The following is a 17332-nucleotide window of genomic DNA, read 5'->3' on the forward strand; positions in this document are numbered from 1 at the left end:
TGTAGCAAGGTCAACCAGCTATCATGTTCATTATAAATACAAAATATTTGGATTTTTTGCATCTTGGAAGATAAACAAAAAGCAAAAGATATTTTTGATAATATGCTCCTGAATGGAAATGAAAGGATCTCAAAATCAGATCGTTCTATCAAACGATAGATAACTCGAAACAGAAATTGTTTCTTAGTGAAAATGCAAAAAAGAATATTTTAAGCTATATATTTGAAAATTTTAAGCATCAGCCAAAGCAGTATGAAATGGCAATGTCCCTATTAAAGCAAGGAATTGACCCAAATATAAAAAATTCGCAGCAAGAATCTTGCTTGGATTTATTATGCATCAAAGAAGGTTGGGCAATGGAGGGATGCTATCCCAACGAGCGGACGATAGATTTACTCAAACTCATGATAGAGAAAGGAGCAATAGTCAATAATCAATCCAGATATGGATATACTTGCTTAATTGACCTTTGCAGAACAGGCAAAACACCACTGGGCTTAATAGATTTTATGTTGAAAAACGGATTTAATCTAAACACCCAAGATAACCTGGGGCGGAGTGCACTGGAGTATGCTTTAGTAACATTTCAAGAAAGCAACATGAAACTGGGACTTTTTCTTATATTGAAAGGTGCAGATATTATGGGGATTAATTTGATGAGTACTTCACTTGCACAAACCAACCTACGATTATTACTGCTAGAAATGCAAGCGATGAAAACAAACGAAGAAAAAGAACATGTGCTCCATTTCATCATCAATGAAATTAAAGAAAATTTTAACTTTGAATGCGTGCCCGATAATAAGAAAAAGGAAGTGCTGACATGGATGCTCATCTGGAATCAGAAGAAGAAAGAAAATCGCATTACCACGCCTCCTAGACCGCTAGCGCTATCGATAGCAAATCAGATAGCTGATATTGATGTGGGAAAGATGTTGATGTCATTATCGGAAGAACAAGTAGGTAACATTATTAGCAAGGCATTGGATCGCTATCAACGACCCACTTTGATAAGAAAAAATATTTAGTAAATTATTACCTCTCTCGCCCCAGGCTTTTTATGGGGAGAGGACAAAGCATACGATATTACTTAATTAATAACAGAACTTTTGGTAAGTCTTTTACTGATCTCATTTAAGCAACGTCCCTGAGCCTATATTCCACAGAATCTAGGAGCACTGCGCTAAAACACTAGGCCTCTCGGACAAGCCATAGGTATTCAGGGAGGTGATCAAAGACAGTGCGAAAGCAGGGGCTATTGCAGATATGCTATGAGCTGAAGTATTAGCAAGTTTATTGCTTTTTAAATGATTTCTTCTTCCAACTTTTTTTCAATTGTTATGTAATCTATTTTTCCTGAAGGCAAAACAGGGATCTTGCTTCCTGGAAAAATCTGTTGCGGAATTAACAACTCAGAATAGCTTAATTCTTTAATTTTTCTGATAAAAGCAGTTTTATCTGCTTTCTCTGCTTCGCTAAATAATAAAATCTGTTCCCCTTTTCTTTGAGACTTTTTACTTACCGCTGCATGCAATAATTCGGGCCAAATTGATGCAGCAACACTTTCGACTGCAGTAAGGGAAATCATTTCACCAGCAATTTTAGCAAAACGTTTCGCTCTACCAGCTATTGTAATAAACCGTTCTTCATCCATAGTTACAATATCACCAGTGTCATGCCAACCACTTTCTGAAATAAGAATTACTCCTGGCGTCTCTGAAGAAAGGTAACCCATCATAATATTGGGGCCACGTACTATTAATCGCCCTCCTTGAGCAATTCCATCTACCGACTGAATTTTACTTTCCATAGATGGGAGTAACATCCCTACGCTGTCAGGCTTAGAAGCTAAAGGACAATTCATAGAAATCACTGGCGCGGCTTCTGTTGCACCATATCCTTCATAAATTTTTACCCCAAAAGTATCTATCCAATGATGCATTGTCTCTGGTTTAACTTTCTCAGCCCCCGCAAAAATATAACGCACACTATTAAAATCATGTCTTTCTGCTGCTCGAGAATAACCTGTTAAAAAAGTATCCGTACTTAACATAATGGTAGCCCCAGTTTGATAAACTAATCCTGGAATTATTTTATAATGCAAAGGTGACGGGTAAAAAAAGCAGCTAATTCCTTGTATTAATGGAAGAATAGCGCCTGCAGTCAGACCAAAACAATGAAAAATAGGCAAACCGTCAAAGAATTTATCTCTATAAGAAAAATCAACTCTTGATGTTAGCTGACAGCAATTAGCCAATAAATTAGCATGAGATAAAACTACTCCCTTAGAAACCCCCTCCGAACCCGAGGTAAATAAAATCACACCAGGTTCCGCTGGTGAAACTGTTTTACCAATTAATTGATAAGCCCAGGAAGGAAATTTACCCTTAAGTAACCCTGAAAGTTTGTGACTTAGTTTAATAGAGGATTTAAAATCCTCTAGAAAATAAATAATTATTCCTTCTTTCTGTAAGTTTTCTACTAAATCCTCTAGCTTTGCTGTAGCAATGAATTGTCTTGCCGTATAGATCGTTCTTATTTGTGCGACCTTACACGTAGACAATAAATTATAAAAACCTAAACTAAAGTTAAGCATGGCAGGAATACGTCGATATGCGTGTAGCGCAAAAAAAGTGACCATACCTGCTATTGTCGTAGGCAACATTATCCCTACATGCTCTCCTACTTGTGTCTGATTTTTAATCTGCCTCCCCAAAATAAAGCAACGAGACAGAAATTGCTTAAATGTTATGGGTGCACGATTAGCATCCTCAATTTTTGCTCCATTCTTAGCGCCTAATGCTACCCCATGAATTAGTGCTTTGAATAAAGGCATTGGCTGGAAACTATTTGCAAATGTGAGCTCACTAATCAAACGAAATAAACGAATACTCATTGTATTTCTATCAATAGAATTATGCTTCTCTTCTACATAGGATAAGGAAGGCAACACATGCAAAATAATTTTAGGGAACAAACGTATAAGATGTTTGTCCTTACTCAGAGAAAAAATACTATATTGGGCTCCATCAATGCGAATCGGAATAACTGATGCACCTGCTTTTTGCAATACCAGGCCAGGACTATCAAAAACCTTTAAGCTCTCTTCGTCCGATTCAACTCCCTGTGGGAAAATAACACAACGCTTTCCTTCCCGTATTGCTTTTATTAAAGCTCTAGCGGCAAAAGCATTTGTTGCATCAATTGCAATGATGTCTGCAAAAAGATGCATCAGGTTCCACCAAAATTTACTTGAAGTACATGGCGATAAAGCAACAGTTAAACGTTCCGGTAAAAAAACAGCGAGTAAAAGCAAATCAATTTTTGAAGTTCTATTGGCAATAATAACTGAGTTAGATTCAGGTTGATAATTTCCTCGCAATTCCACTTTAAACCAATAGGCTAAAATTGCTCTTATCCAATGACGGACTCGTTGTTGTTGCCTTTCCTTCCACGTAACATGTTCCATGTTTTTATTTCTCATGTAAAAATTCGTTTCTGGTTATCCCTAACCCATTATTTTTTCAAAATTGCGACGCATATAATGAAAATTGATGTTATATCATCAAATTTTTAAATTCTAGATTGTGCTTCCAACACTCAAAGAAGAGGTTAATTGATTAAGAAAAGGATGATCAGTTGCAAAAGTCATATCATCCAAAGAACAAGCTGAACGAATCCCCTGTAAAGAATTAACCAGAAAAACCACATCAGCCTCTATTAACATTGATTTTGTCAAAGAGACCTCAATACAATCAATATTGAGTTGTTTGGATAGTTTGAAAATTCTTGCACGAGTAATACCAGGAAGTACCCCATCTGTTACGGGAGGCGTCAGCAAACATTGTTTCTGAATTATAAATAAATTAGCGCATGTAGTCTCAGTAACATGGTGCTGCAAATTAAAAAACAAAGCATCATCTGCACCTAAAGCAATTGCGTGACGACGAGCAAGTATCGCCTCTAGATAATTGACTGATTTCACTTGAAATACAGGATTAGCAGCATCTCGTAACCAAGGAACACTAACTAGTCTCAGGGGATGAGTTTCCACAGTATAATTGAAAGTTTGTAGCACCAACTGACTAATTTGTCCACGTACAGCCAATCCTCGGGGCGCTGATCCACCACTTAAAATTGCTTTTATACCTCCATGGTATAAATTATCACTTTTAATTTTATGAAGCAGATGCTCTAACCAATGTTCAAAAGTGAGATCAAATGGCATACCCAGCTTTTGAGCAGATTCACTTAATCGTTGCCAGTGTAAATAAGCAAAACACGGCTTACCACTCTCTACTTTAAGAGTTTCGAATAAGCCCTCACCCAAAAAGATGCGATCATCTGTTGGAAAGGCAAGGTTGTTTTCCCCTCCGTCTGAGAGTACCCGTGTGCGTATCATTGACGTACTTAAAAAAGAATTTGCTTGTTATATTGACTATTTATCTTCAATTGAATTAATAGTCTCCAAAATCATCCAATTCATCACGTAAACGTTTTTCATCTAACATATTTTCCAAACGCCTACGCGCATCCAAACCATGAGGAACCGTTTCCATAACCTCTGCATCTATATCTAAATCATTATCTAAATCGAAATCCTCACCAACCTCTACAACATTATCTTCATCTTCTTCAAACAAATCGCTCATACCCTTCTCTCAATGAACTCTACCGCAAGCTACATTATATCCAAATGTCGGATTATAAAAACTAGGACGGCTATATACCTTATTTTTATATTTTTGCCTAGCCTTTTTAAAAAACTTTAACAACCATTCGATATTTGAGAGTGACAAATTTCTAAGAATATTTCAAGACCTTGAAGTTTTGCCACAAAAAAACGATAATTTAAAGTAAATTTGATATAAAAATAGCCTAACTTTTCTATCGAACTTATATTAAATAAAACTTAAGAAAAACAATACTCTAATACCTGTATGACAAATTCAGTTAAAAAAGCTTTAAGAGATACGATGAAACAAATACGTTCTAAGCTCACAGCTTCGTATCGTCTTACCGCTTCAAATCAAATCTGCACTCGAATTCGCTCTTTGGAACAGTATCAGGATGCCCAACGAATTGCATTTTATTTTGCAGCTCACGGAGAAATTGATTTAGATGAGTTATGGAAAAGCGCTTCTTTACAAGGTAAGCTCTGTTATTTTCCTGTCATTAATGAAGATAATTTAACCCTGTCTTTTTTACCTGCAACACCCGATACTCCTTTCAAAAAAAATCGCTATGGAATTAATGAACCCGATGTCAATCACGCTTTAGCCATTCCTCTAGAAGAATTAAATTTGGCCTTAGTTCCTATAGTTGCGTTTGATGTCCGCTGCATCCGTATAGGAATGGGCGCAGGCTACTATGACCGTACTTTTAAAAACGATGAGCATTGTCCCTTATTTGGTGTGGCATACCAATTTCAACGGGTCGATTATATTGTGCCTGAACCTTGGGACATTCCACTCAATGCAGTAATTACCCAGCGTGCTATTTATTGGCATGGGGGATAAAGTTAATCTTTAGAGCAAACTGAGTTTTTTAAGTTAAAGCATCTGCATTTATTTCTCCAGTGCGTACACGTACCACTTGTTGTAATTCATATACAAAAATTTTTCCATCACCAATCTTGCCGGTATAAGCAGATTTGCAAATGGCTTCAATTGCAGCCTCTACCATATTATCAGGTAAAGCTAATTCAATTTTAATTTTGGGAAGAAAATCAACAACATATTCTGCTCCACGATATAATTCTGTATGTCCCTTTTGTCTTCCAAATCCGCGAGTTTCAGAAATAGTTATTCCTGGTACCCCAATTTCCATTAACGCTTCATGGACATCATCGAGTTTAAAAGGCTTAATTATTGCCATAATCATTTTCATAATATATTCCGCCGTGATATATCATGTCTCATCAAAAAACATCTATTTTAGGAGAGACAAGGTATTATACTTTTGTTAGACTCATTGCAAAAACCAAGGAGTAATCATGTTCGACCCCAAACAATTTGATGATTTAGCAAAAAAACTCTTTGCTGCACTTCCTTCCAGTCTACAAAATATTGAAAAAGACATTCAACAAAAATTTAAAGAAGTTTTGCAATCTGCATTTGCTCATATGGATCTTATTACCCGCGAAGAATTTGATGTACAAACTAAAGTCCTAGCGCGAACACGAGATAAATTAGAGCAGCTTCAAAAACAAGTTGATATTTTAATGACTCAACTCAATAAAGAAAAAAAATAAGTGCCACTTAAATTAACGCACATGGTTTTACTACGAACTATTCGGGCTGGAACTGGATCTAAATAGATTCTTTATCCAAAGCTCACGTTAAATTACAACGACAACAGGAAATTGTCGTTTGACTTGTCCAACATCTATAGGAAATAAGATGAATCTTGCATTTACTAAAGCCCGTAGCACCATAGGTATGTTAGCACATCCCGTATCGGTAGAAGTCCATTTATCAAACGGGTTGCCTGGCTTTACCATAGTGGGCCTCGCCGAAACTGCCGTAAAAGAAAGTAAGGATAGAGTCCGCTCTGCAATCGTTAATAGCCAATTCGAATTCCCTTGTCGTAAAATTACTGTGAATCTTGGGCCTGCTGATTTACCTAAAACAGGAAGCGGTTTCGATTTACCTATAGCTCTTGGTATTCTTGCCGCTTCCCATCAAATCCCCCAAGATCAATTAAGTAATCATGAGTTCATCGCTGAACTCGCATTAAATGGAGAACTTAGAGGTATTTCTTCTATTATTCCAGCGATCCTTGCGGTGCATAAAGACAAAAATTTACTCATTATTGCCAGCGCCAATGCCCATGAGGCTTCTTTAACCGGATATCAAAATATCTATAGCGCTAATAACTTGCGCGAAATATGCAGCTACCTTTGTCAAAAAACTCCTTTGTCGTCCCTCCCTCCAAAGCCAGAATCTTGCACGATACAGTACGGATTCGATTGGTCTGATATTAAAGGACAGTTGCATGCAAAAAAAGCGATGGAAATCGCTGCTTGTGGTGGACACAATATTCTACTTAGTGGTGCTCCTGGAAGTGGTAAGACGATGTTAGCAAAACGATTTATTACTTTATTACCACAATTATCTGAAACAGAGGCGCTTGAATGTGTAGCTATAAATTCTCTACGGGGTAAGTTGCCTGATTTTCGTGAATGGCGTTCTCCTCCTTTTCGTGCTCCTCATCATACAGCGTCAACCGTATCTTTAGTTGGTGGCGGAAATCCACCTAAACCAGGAGAAATTTCTTTAGCACATCAAGGAGTCTTATTTCTAGATGAATTACCTGAATTCAATCGACAAGTTTTAGAAACCTTGAGACAACCACTAGAGTCAGGTTCAATATGTATTTCCCGAGCTGCAGTTCAAATGGAATTTCCGGCTCAATTTCAGCTCATCGCAGCAATGAATCCTTGCCCATGTGGTCAATGGGGTAATCCTCATGCGAACTGCTTATGTACTCCAGATCGCATTAAACGTTACCATGCCAAGATCTCAGCACCTCTGTTGGATAGAATTGACATACATATTTCTGTACAAGCACTATCCCAGGAAGAATTAGTTGCCTCCAATACTAATCCGTATAAACAAAGTGAATTAATTAGAAATAAAGTAATCAAAACAAGAGCAATTCAACTGCAGCGACAAAATTGCCTTAATGCCTTTTTAAATGCAAGAGAGTGCGAAGAAGTTTGTAGCGTAGGAGTTGAAGAACAACATTTCTTAAGTCAATCTATGATGCGGCTTAAACTGTCTGCACGAGGGTATCATCGTTTACTTAAAGTAGCGCGAACGATAGCAGATATAGATGGCAGCTCCCAGGTATATCTCCATCATTTACAACAAGCCATATCGTTTAAGCATAATTTACATATTAAATGAACTGATAAGCACACAGCTTAGACGTGATTTCTTATCAGAGCTCATCGACGCTGTTGTGTCTTTATCCTGTCACTAAATATAAATCCAGCTTTAAGAGACGCATGACAAAACAAATCGTAGGGATAGACAATCCAAACGCCAAGATTATAATAATTACTGGCATAAAATGATTCTTTGCTACATTCACCTGGATTTCATTATTGCCATAGATTTTTTCTCTTTTTCCTAAAAGATAAATTAATAATAATAATCCGTAAAAATAGCTCGAAAAAAAACCTATCCGCCCCCAAAAATTAGGCATATCTTGAAATTTTACATAATCCATAGGGAAATTAACTAGAAAAAGGCATAAAAACCAAAAAAACATCATTTTGGTATCTTTTTCATTTAAGGCAACAAACCAAGTTAAAATTAGTGGTAAAATTAATAGAGAAAAATAATAAACCCAGCCAAATGGGCTCAAAAACAACATCATTGCCAAAGTAAGGCAAAAAGGCTGATGATTTACTGGATCATGTTCGTTTGGACCAAGTGTTTTTAAGTACCAAATCATTATGATGCAAAAACAAAACAAATAAAGCATCTTGATGAACAATAAATGATTTTCACTTCCAGAATAGTACAATAAACGACAAATAAAACCATAAATCGAAGCATTCCAACCAGAACCATACCAAAAAACCCAAGACATCATCGCGTAATATTGTTTATAAATTGTTACACCATGAACCAACATGGGAATTAACCATGCGATTACTAGAGTAATAATCATCACACCAAACACCTTAAATCGTTCTTGTTTTAAAACATAAAAAAATAGCAATGCAGGAAAAAGTTTCATCGCAATAATCATGCCCCAGAAAATTCCCGCAAGATAATCACGATGATGCAAATAAAAATAATACCCAACCATAATGAAAAAAAATAATACAGTCCCTAATTGCAAAGTAGTAACATTCAACAGGGTGGCAAAAAATGCAAAATAAAGCAGGAATATATTTAAATAATTGTTCTGCAAAAATACCTTAGAAAAAGCATAACGAAAAACAATGACTGCACCGACAAATCCCAAAATTAAAGAAATAACAGACCAAACTAATAAAGCAGTAGAATAACTAAGGTAAGTTAATGGTTTAAAAAGCCACAAAACTATAGGTGGATTTAAATTAGCGGATAATTGATTATTTATCGGTATATAAGAGGCAGTTAAAGCTGTATAGGGGTTTCCTCCTTGTAATAATGCATGGGCTGTTGAATAAAAAGAAGAAAAATCTAATTTTTGATGATGGGTTAAAATAAAATACAGCAATATGCTGTAAATACTTAGTAAGGCTATGCTAAAACATACTTGTTGATAACGATAGCTCATCATCCATATCTTCCTAATTAAAAAATTACATCCTGTGAATGCATATGATTGAACTATGCAGTCAGAGCATCAAAAATCGCCATCCGAACGAACACTCCATTAGTAACCTGTCGCAAAATAAAAGAACTTGCACCATCAGCTACCTCACTGTCTATTTCTATACCTCGATTTATTGGGCCAGGATGCATCACCATTACATCAGGTTTTGCATAATCCAACCGCTCTTTTGTTAACGCGAAATCTCGCCTAAAAGACTCCAAATCCAAATGATCTGACTCCAATAAACGTTCACGCTGTACACGTAAACAAATCACTACATCTGCATCAGTCAAGCCATCACGCAAACTATGCGTCACTCGACCATAATGCAATGTTCTTGGTTGCCAAAGCTCAGGGGCAACTAAAACAAGCTCGCCAACACCCAATTGTGCGCAAATACATTGGAATGAATTTGCTACTCGTGAATGTTTAATATTCCCTAAAATAGCTATTTTTAATCGATCTAAACGCGGTTTTTGTTCAATGATTGTCATCATATCAAGCAAAGCTTGGCTTGGATGCGCATGCGTACCATCACCCGCATTAATGATATGAATTGAATTACCGATTTTATCTGCTAAATTTTGTTGTAATCCTTCTTGCTCATGACGAATCACAAAAAATTGAATCCCCATCGCGGCAAGAGTACGTACAGTATCCTCAATGACTTCTCCTTTAGTTTCAGAAGAACTTTGAAGATCCAAGTTAACGACAGGCATTGATAAACGATTCGCAGCCAACTCAAAACTCACCCGAGTTCGCGTGCTGTTTTCATAAAATAAATGAGCAACCGTATTTGTATCATAACAAGGATAATTACTATTATGTTTAAAATAAATTGAACGTTGCAGAATGGATTCAATTTGTTGTCGTGATAATTGACTAATTTCTAGAAAATGATTCATAAAACCCTAATCTATTCTTTAGAATGCATCATCATAAGATTAAACGAACACAAATAATTTTCAACGTTACCTATATCTAATCTTATTAGGATACACTCTAGAAAGTTATTCCGGATGTTGCAACCATTGCTCAAGTATAACACAAGCAGCTACGCTATCCACCTCTGATTGCTTGATTTTACGATATCCACCTTGCGCAAACAATTGCTCTCTAGCCGCAATCGTTGAGAGTCGCTCATCAACCAAATGAACAGGGAGAACAAAACGCTTATGTAATTCTTGAGCAAATCGACGTGCTGGGGCAGTTGTGTATAGTTCACTGCCATCAATACATGTTGGAATACCAACAACTAACGCATGAGGTGTCCACTGAGCAATAACCTTGGCAACAGCATTCCAATCAGGAACGCCTGCACGTGCACTAAGTGTTGCTAAAGGTGAAGCACTGCATGTAAGTTGTTGACCTACAGCAACTCCAATACGTTTATAACCAAAATCAAAACCTAAATAAACAGAACTAGGCATGGCCAATATTCGAACTAAGTTGATTCATTTTGACTCCTAAAGTTGAGCCTGCATATTCCCAACGATCTTCAAAGGGTATTTCATACAGAATCTCTGAGCGATAAGGACAAACCAACCAAGTATTCTCTAGGATTTCTTTTTCTAATTGATGTTCTACCCATCCAGCATAACCTAAGGTAATTAAAACTTCTTTGGGACCCTTGTCTTCAGCAATGGCTCGAATAATATCATTTGATGTCGTTACCGTCACTTCTTCTTGCAGAAATAAACTGGATCGCCAAGTACCTAATTGTTTATGAATGACAAAACCTCTTTCTGGCTGCACCGGACCACCAAACATTAACGGTAGATGGCTTTGTTCTGAATGTATAGGTTCAATATGTAATTGTTCAAAAACTATAGCCAAAGGAAACTGCATAGGGCGATTAATAATGAGACCCACTGAACCCTGTTCATGATGCTCACAAATATAGATCACTGTTCTTTCAAAATTAGGATCATTGAGAGACGGCATAGCAATCAGCAAGTGATTAGCCAAGGAGCTTATAATTGCCATGGACCCTCCCGAAAAAGTAATTTTTACTTATATGTCTCTTACTTTAAGTATATACTATAAACAGATTTGATTACTTTTAATTCATGATTTTTAAAAAGTGAGCTTAACATCAGAGAGCGCATGTTTAGAAAAAAAGCCTTTGAACTTAAGTTCAACAGTTTTGTTCCTGGGAAAGTTTGGGTATACTTCACAAAAATTTGCTTAAGAGACTCGATACTATGAGCAGCATATTTAATATGTTTGGTCCTTCACCAATAAGACCTATAGAACAACACATGCGTAAAGTACACCAATGCGCAAAACAACTCTACCCTTTTTTTGAAGCCGTTTTAAAAAAGGATTGGACAACAGCGAATAAAATTAAAGAAAAAATTCTTGATTTTGAAAAAGAAGCTGATTTAATTAAGCGTGATTTACGTCTTCATTTACCTACTGGACTTTTCCTACCTGTTTCACGAACCGATCTACTCGAGCTTCTCAGTGCCCAAGATCTCATCGCCAATAAGACAGAAGATATCGCGATTTTAATCACCAGCAGAAAAATGACTATCCCGGAACCTTTAGTCCCTGTTTTCATGCCTTTTTTAAGCCGCTGTCTTGATGCATCCAAACAAGCGTGTAAAGCAATCAATGAACTCGATGAATTATTAGAAACAGGTTTCAGAGGTTCCGAGGTTAAAATCGTTGAAGAAATGATTTTAAAACTCTATGAAATTGAACATGATAGCGATGCACGGCTCGCAGAAGTAAGGCATCGTATTTTTGAAATTGAAAAAGATTTATCGGCCATTGATACAATATTCCTATACAAATTGGTCCAGTGGATTGATGACTTAGCGGACGATGCTCAACATGTAGGCAGTCGTCTCCAAATTTTAATAGCCCGGTAGTCAAACTCTATGGATTATTCAATCATATATCTTCTTGCTGCAGTTATTTTATGTTTTCTAATGACTTGGGGGGTGGGTGCTAATGACCTAGCGAACGTCATGAGTACTACTATGGGCTCTAAAGCAGTCACCGTCAGACAAGCCATGCTGATCGCTATAATTTTTGAATTTGCCGGTGCTTTTTTAGGTGGAACAGGGGTTACAGAAACGATGCGCGATGGAATTATAAACTCCAGCCAATTATCTGGAGAACCATTAATTCTTATTGAAGGCATGCTTGGCGTTTTATTAGCCTGTACTATCTGGATGAATCTCGCAAGCTATCTTGGAGTTCCTGTTTCTATCACTAATGCCTTAGTAGGCTCGATGGTTGGTTTTGGTACCATGGTCTTGGGACCTCAAGCAATTCATTGGAACCAAGTCAGCCGTATTGCTATAAGCTGGATTACTTCACCAATGATTTCAGGTATTACTGCGTTTATATTATTTACGAGTATTCAACAAACTATCTTTGTCAAAAGTAATCCTCTCACTAAAGCTAAATTATATATTCCCATTTATCTTTTTCTTATTGGTTCTATTTTGTCATTTATTACCGTATTTAAGGGATTAAATCATTTTCACATTCACCTTAATTTTAAACAAAATCTAGCGGTTACCTTGGCAACCAGTATCATCATTACCGCTATTGGCATGATTATTATCAAGCGAATTCCCGAGCATCCTCGCATAAGACGTAGAGAACGTTTTATACAAGTCGAAAAATATTTTGCGGTGCTTATGGCGATGACGGCCTGCGCTATGGCTTTTGCTCATGGTTCAAATGATGTTGCATTGGCTGTGGGTCCCCTATCAATAATTCATAGCTTAGTGATGAGTTCACCGCAGGTTTTTAATGCCAATAATTATCCCGCTTGGATTATATTATTAGGATGCGTGGGTGTTGTAACCGGACTTCTCATGTATGGAAGAAAAGTAATTGAGACAGTAGGCAGTGCAATCACTGCCCTCACTCCCAGCCGCGCGTTTGCAGCCACTCTTTCTGCAGCAACAACCGTTGTAGTAGCGACAAGTACTGGTATTCCTGTTTCCGCAACGCAAACCTTAGTTGGCGCGGTGCTTGGAGTAGGATTAGCTCGAGGTATTGGTGCATTAAATCTAATTGTGATTCGTAATATTTTTATGTCTTGGATATTGACCTTACCCGCAGCATCCATTTTAACTATTCTATCTTATAAATTATTGCATGCATTTTTGGGGTAAATAATAAGATGTAGCCCGGAAACTAACTCTATTCGGGCTTGGATTCCCGGATTTCATTCGAACTAAAAGAAGGGGTTAAAAAAGAATGTCCTTTCTTGGCAAATATTTATACCATCTCTACTGCTCACGAATTTTATCTCTTCTTTTGGTCTGCAGATAAATTAAATTTTTATCAAATGGAAAAGTAGAAGGATCATTACGTTGACCATGATCAAAGGATGATTACTTTTAAAAAATCAGAAAAAGAATATAAAAACATTTGCCCACTGTTATTCAATTTAAATAAGATCCACTTAATTTCTACTGCAGAAGCAAAAGAAAAACTAAAAATCAATACAATGTTCTTTTTAACTGAAGAAGCACATAGCGCTGGTTCGAATCCTTCGCACGAATTTTCATGTTCTGTGCTAAGGCTTCGAGATGGCATAAATGCCTCCTCAGCCTGAACGGTTCAAGCGGGACGCGGATTTTTATCCGAAGCTTACGTTAACTGAAGAGAAAGGTGTAGCCTGAATGAAGCACTACGTAATCCGGAAGATCATAAGCGTAACGAATTCCTTCGTTAAAACTCTTCCCAAATTTCACCTTTTTCATCTTTATAATCTTTATTATCACGCATTAAAAAAATACGTTGATGTTTATTAATTTCTTTTAATTGTGATGCTGATTTAGAATGAGTTGCATCAAATTCAAATAAAAATTTATCATAAGGACTAACATAAGCTTTATCTATATCATTTGAGTTCATAACAAATCCAGATTAACTTTAATTTTATTAAGCTATTTTATAGCTTTTTTATCTAAGTTACCATTACCCTAGAAAAAGCAATTTAAGTTTTGCATGCAAGCCAAAGACACTTAAACAAAAGATAAGAGGCAAAAACATGAGTTTGAAGAAAGCAGAGTTACATGTTCATTTAGAAGGCACTATTACTCCTGAGCTAGCGGTAAAACTAGCAAAACGAAATCAATTAACATTACCTGAAGGGCTTGTGGCTCCTGACGGAAAAAGTTATTTATCAAAAGATTTTCTAGATTTTTTAAAAGTTTATGATACTTTAGCTGCCGTAATAAAACATCCTCAAGACTACTATGATATTACCTTCGATTACTTAAGAGCCCGCGCTCAAGAAGATGCTATCTATGTCGAAATGATGTATTCCCCTGATCATGCCGAACTTTCCAGCAAAATACCTTCTGCGGAGCACTTAACAGCAATTCAACAAGCAATTGATGATGCCAAAGAACAATTCAATATTGTAGGGCGTATCATCGTTACTGCAGTTCGTCATTTTGGTGTAGAGGCTGTAGAGCGTGTTGCACAACAAACCCATAAAGATAAATTTCCCTGTGTTACTGGTTTTGGTTTAGGTGGTGATGAAGCACAGTTTCCACCCAAATTGTTTACTAAAGCGTATCAAATTGCAGCTGATGCTGGATTACTATGCACCGTACATGCTGGTGAATTTGCTTCTGCTAGTGGCATGGATGAAGCAATGGAATATCTCCCTATTCAACGTATAGGGCATGGAGTTAATGCAATCTATGCACCAAACACGATGGCACGGGTAAAAGATAAAGGAATTACTTTAGAAATCTGTCCCAGTAGCAATATCTTTCTGGGTCTATTTAAAAATATGAGTGAACATCCCTTGCCTAAATTTTATGAGGCAGGAATGAAGATCAGCATTAGTTCTGATGATCCGCCATTCATGAGTACGACACTAGACCAAGAATATCACCGCGTACAAAATTCCTATAATTATAATGACGAAACAATGAATTCAATTACACGGATGGCGATAGAAGCTGCTTTTGTTGATTCCAAAACAAAAGCAGAGTTACTTGCAAGGGTTTAAAGCAATGCAAGTTCGATATAAAAATAGTAATATTTTTATATCGAACTGCTTTTATTTAGATTGAGTTAATCCCGATGCAACTCCCCCATAAGCTGTTCAATATAACGCCTGCAAGTAAGTGGGTGATGTAAAAAGTTAATAACACGACGAGTACCACCTGTACCAGTGATACAAACCAAACCGTAACTTAAAATACTCCCTAAAATTGATTGCCGTATATCAATTGCTTCTATCTTACTTAATGGGATATCAATAGTTTGTCTAACTATCACTCCTGTACGAATAATGACATGGTTTTTTTTAATCGTAAGGGATGAAAAATAATAAGTCATCCACGTCATACCAGTCCATAGTAAAGCCAAAGCAGCTGCTCCATATCCTATTTTTTCTAATAAAGCGAGATCAGTATTATGAACAATTGCCAAAGCAATACATAAGCTAAGTACAGGCCAAAAAAATATAATCCAGTGCATACGGGTAAAAAAGATAATATCATTAGGATTGTTATTATTCTGCTTTTCAAACATTAGTTTCCACCTATGGTCCTGAGTGTTTTGCTAAAATTATGATATTCCATTTAACATGAATTTGCTATTCTATACTTATCTTATTAAAAATTTCCAAATTAAAATGCGTTCTATCAGCCATTGCCTCAACAAACAACTTGCCGAGATTTGCCAGCGCTCTTTTCAACTCGAAGAACTTTCTCATAAAGTAAAACAATTACTTCCAGAAAATTTAGTTGAAGAGTGTTCTGTTGGGAGCTTTAATAAAGGGTGCTTAGTACTCGCCACTACCAATGCTGTATGGGCAACACAATTGCGTTATCTTCTCCCAGAACTCCGTGACCGTCTGCGTAAAGAGGCTCGCTTATATCAATTGTCTTCCATTAAAGTAACAGTCAGTCCACCAACTTTTCAACATGAAAAATGTACTCAACCTCAAAAAAATGAATTATCAGAGAAAGCTAAAGCTACTATTGTTCATGAAAGTCAACAGTGTTCTTATGAACCATTACAAAAAGCATTATTACGCTTAGCAGATCATGACGATGATCATATCAATAAATAATGCCAATGACTCTTTCTAAGACAAAATAATAGATAGATTCGAGAATATACCCTGCATTCAGCGATTCAGTTTAAGGTAATAAAATAAAAAAACCACCAAAAAATAAACAAATAATGGTTTAATAAAAATGTTAAATATCAAAACAATTTGTAAAAACAAACTACCTGAATGCCATAATGTTTGATAGAAGGTTAAAGTATCTAATGGCTGATAAGGATCTATATATAGCAGTAGCGCAATATATTTAATTATAAAAAAACTGAGTATAGCGCAAAAAATACCAATTAAATGCCTAACTGAATAAAAGACATCAAACCATGTATTTTTTATCATAGATCTCTCAGTAATTAATTATACTGCTTACATTTGATAATTATATTCTCTTAATTGTGTGATTATGGGGATAACTCTATTATTTTCGAAAAAATATGCAGCTCTATGCTGAAAAAAATGAAGGAAAAGAACTAGTTAACTAATGACGCATTGTCTGAAGAGTCATATTCACTTGTTTCTGCAAGAGCCATTTCAAATCGACGCGATACCCATTCAGCACCAAGATAAGTGAAGCAATCTTGCAAATAATCAGTTAACTCATCTTCTTCTATAATATGTTCAAAACCTACAGACTCTATGTCATGATGAAAATAGGCCCCAAAATAATACATTGAAAAATTTACATAATCGCGAGTATGTAAAATAAAAGCATGCCACAGCTCATCAAGAAGCAGTAAAGGACCAAAAAGATACGTTTTTTTGCCAAGTTTTGCTCTTTGATCGTTTAACCACATCCAAGAGAGTAAATCAGTAAATAATTCATTTACCTCTTGCACAGTAAACTCAGGACGGTGATAACAAAAATACGTTATAACCGTCTTATTTTGATAAAGTAATAGGTCTGATAAATCTATCTTATTATCCACAACATGTTTTCTTAGTACTTGGTTT

20 protein-coding genes are annotated in these 17332 nt (G+C 36.3%); 9 read left to right on the forward strand and 11 right to left on the reverse strand.

Annotation, left to right across the window (positions count from 1 at the left end; genetic code table 11):
- The first annotated feature begins 257 nt into the window (after positions 1-257).
- On the forward strand, positions 258-1028 hold the full coding sequence (locus Lsan_RS22730) for an ankyrin repeat domain-containing protein (RefSeq protein WP_193392756.1): 771 nt from the start codon (positions 258-260) through the stop codon (positions 1026-1028).
- 275 nt (positions 1029-1303) lie between these two features.
- On the opposite strand, the gene Lsan_RS18695 is transcribed toward Lsan_RS22730, so the two are convergent.
- The 3 genes from Lsan_RS18695 to Lsan_RS18705 all read right to left on the reverse strand — a co-directional run bounded on the left by Lsan_RS18695 (position 1304) and on the right by Lsan_RS18705 (position 4652).
- Positions 1304-3484 carry an AMP-binding protein gene (locus Lsan_RS18695; protein ID WP_237762211.1) on the reverse strand — a complete coding sequence of 727 codons (2181 nt, stop codon included), beginning with the start codon at positions 3482-3484 and terminating at the stop codon, positions 1304-1306.
- A gap of 96 nt (positions 3485-3580) precedes the next feature.
- Positions 3581-4402: an aminotransferase class IV gene (locus Lsan_RS18700; protein ID WP_058515627.1), complete on the reverse strand. Its 822-nt coding sequence runs from the start codon at positions 4400-4402 to the stop codon at positions 3581-3583.
- Positions 4403-4457: 55 nt separating this feature from the next.
- Complete coding sequence (locus Lsan_RS18705) at positions 4458-4652, reverse strand: PA3496 family putative envelope integrity protein (protein WP_058515628.1); 195 nt, start codon at positions 4650-4652, stop codon at positions 4458-4460.
- A gap of 288 nt (positions 4653-4940) precedes the next feature.
- Here Lsan_RS18705 and Lsan_RS18710 point away from each other — a divergent pair, with 288 nt between their 5' ends.
- A complete protein-coding gene (locus tag Lsan_RS18710; RefSeq protein ID WP_058515629.1) occupies positions 4941-5519 on the forward strand; it encodes a 5-formyltetrahydrofolate cyclo-ligase in 579 nt (192 codons plus the stop codon).
- A gap of 28 nt (positions 5520-5547) precedes the next feature.
- Here the strand turns inward: Lsan_RS18710 and Lsan_RS18715 are convergent, their stop codons facing one another.
- A complete protein-coding gene (locus Lsan_RS18715; protein ID WP_058499866.1) occupies positions 5548-5889 on the reverse strand; it encodes a P-II family nitrogen regulator in 342 nt (113 codons plus the stop codon).
- Between the two features lie 106 nt (positions 5890-5995).
- On the opposite strand from Lsan_RS18715, the gene ubiK reads away from it, so the two are divergent.
- Both ubiK and Lsan_RS18725 read left to right on the forward strand, forming a co-directional pair.
- Complete coding sequence (gene ubiK, locus Lsan_RS18720) at positions 5996-6253, forward strand: ubiquinone biosynthesis accessory factor UbiK (RefSeq protein WP_058515630.1); 258 nt, start codon at positions 5996-5998, stop codon at positions 6251-6253.
- A 148-nt stretch (positions 6254-6401) separates the two neighbouring features.
- Complete coding sequence (locus tag Lsan_RS18725; RefSeq protein WP_058515631.1) at positions 6402-7910, forward strand: YifB family Mg chelatase-like AAA ATPase; 1509 nt, start codon at positions 6402-6404, stop codon at positions 7908-7910.
- 61 nt (positions 7911-7971) lie between these two features.
- On the opposite strand, the gene Lsan_RS18730 is transcribed toward Lsan_RS18725, so the two are convergent.
- From Lsan_RS18730 to Lsan_RS18745, 4 genes are all read right to left on the reverse strand, one after another.
- Positions 7972-9282 (reverse strand): glycosyltransferase family 87 protein, encoded by a 1311-nt coding sequence (locus Lsan_RS18730; protein WP_058515632.1) that lies wholly within the window; start codon positions 9280-9282, stop codon positions 7972-7974.
- A 50-nt stretch (positions 9283-9332) separates the two neighbouring features.
- Positions 9333-10223, reverse strand: coding sequence for an aspartate carbamoyltransferase catalytic subunit (locus tag Lsan_RS18735; protein WP_058515633.1), 891 nt, complete (start codon positions 10221-10223; stop codon positions 9333-9335).
- 105 nt (positions 10224-10328) lie between these two features.
- Complete coding sequence (ruvX, locus tag Lsan_RS18740) at positions 10329-10748, reverse strand: Holliday junction resolvase RuvX (protein ID WP_058515634.1); 420 nt, start codon at positions 10746-10748, stop codon at positions 10329-10331.
- Positions 10741-11304, reverse strand: a complete 564-nt coding sequence (locus Lsan_RS18745; RefSeq protein WP_058465128.1) for a YqgE/AlgH family protein — start codon at positions 11302-11304, stop codon at positions 10741-10743. The genes ruvX and Lsan_RS18745 overlap by 8 nt, the downstream gene beginning before the upstream one ends.
- A gap of 218 nt (positions 11305-11522) precedes the next feature.
- Between Lsan_RS18745 and Lsan_RS18750 the strand changes: the two genes are divergently transcribed.
- From Lsan_RS18750 to Lsan_RS18760, 3 genes are all read left to right on the forward strand, one after another.
- Entirely contained in the window at positions 11523-12194 is a 672-nt protein-coding gene (locus Lsan_RS18750) for a TIGR00153 family protein (protein WP_058515635.1), read from the forward strand.
- Between the two features lie 9 nt (positions 12195-12203).
- Entirely contained in the window at positions 12204-13457 is a 1254-nt protein-coding gene (locus Lsan_RS18755; RefSeq protein ID WP_058515636.1) for an inorganic phosphate transporter, read from the forward strand.
- Positions 13458-13675: 218 nt separating this feature from the next.
- Positions 13676-13903 (forward strand): hypothetical protein, encoded by a 228-nt coding sequence (locus Lsan_RS18760; RefSeq protein WP_058515637.1) that lies wholly within the window; start codon positions 13676-13678, stop codon positions 13901-13903.
- Between the two features lie 116 nt (positions 13904-14019).
- Here the strand turns inward: Lsan_RS18760 and Lsan_RS18765 are convergent, their stop codons facing one another.
- Positions 14020-14205, reverse strand: a complete 186-nt coding sequence (locus Lsan_RS18765) for a CBU_0585 family protein (protein WP_058515638.1) — start codon at positions 14203-14205, stop codon at positions 14020-14022.
- Between the two features lie 136 nt (positions 14206-14341).
- On the opposite strand from Lsan_RS18765, the gene Lsan_RS18770 reads away from it, so the two are divergent.
- Positions 14342-15316, forward strand: coding sequence for an adenosine deaminase (locus Lsan_RS18770; RefSeq protein WP_058515639.1), 975 nt, complete (start codon positions 14342-14344; stop codon positions 15314-15316).
- Between the two features lie 65 nt (positions 15317-15381).
- Here Lsan_RS18770 and Lsan_RS18775 read toward each other — a convergent pair whose 3' ends face one another.
- A complete protein-coding gene (locus Lsan_RS18775; protein ID WP_058515640.1) occupies positions 15382-15843 on the reverse strand; it encodes a PH domain-containing protein in 462 nt (153 codons plus the stop codon).
- 103 nt (positions 15844-15946) lie between these two features.
- Between Lsan_RS18775 and Lsan_RS18780 the strand changes: the two genes are divergently transcribed.
- The gene (locus Lsan_RS18780) at positions 15947-16387 is read left to right on the forward strand and encodes a DUF721 domain-containing protein (protein ID WP_058516083.1); all 441 of its coding nucleotides are present in this window, start codon (positions 15947-15949) and stop codon (positions 16385-16387) included.
- A 464-nt stretch (positions 16388-16851) separates the two neighbouring features.
- Here Lsan_RS18780 and Lsan_RS18790 read toward each other — a convergent pair whose 3' ends face one another.
- Complete coding sequence (locus Lsan_RS18790) at positions 16852-17307, reverse strand: glycine-rich domain-containing protein (protein WP_083505204.1); 456 nt, start codon at positions 17305-17307, stop codon at positions 16852-16854.
- Between the last annotated feature and the right edge of the window lie 25 nt (positions 17308-17332).

This window comes from Legionella santicrucis (assembly GCF_001468135.1).
Lineage (GTDB): Bacteria > Pseudomonadota > Gammaproteobacteria > Legionellales > Legionellaceae > Legionella > Legionella santicrucis.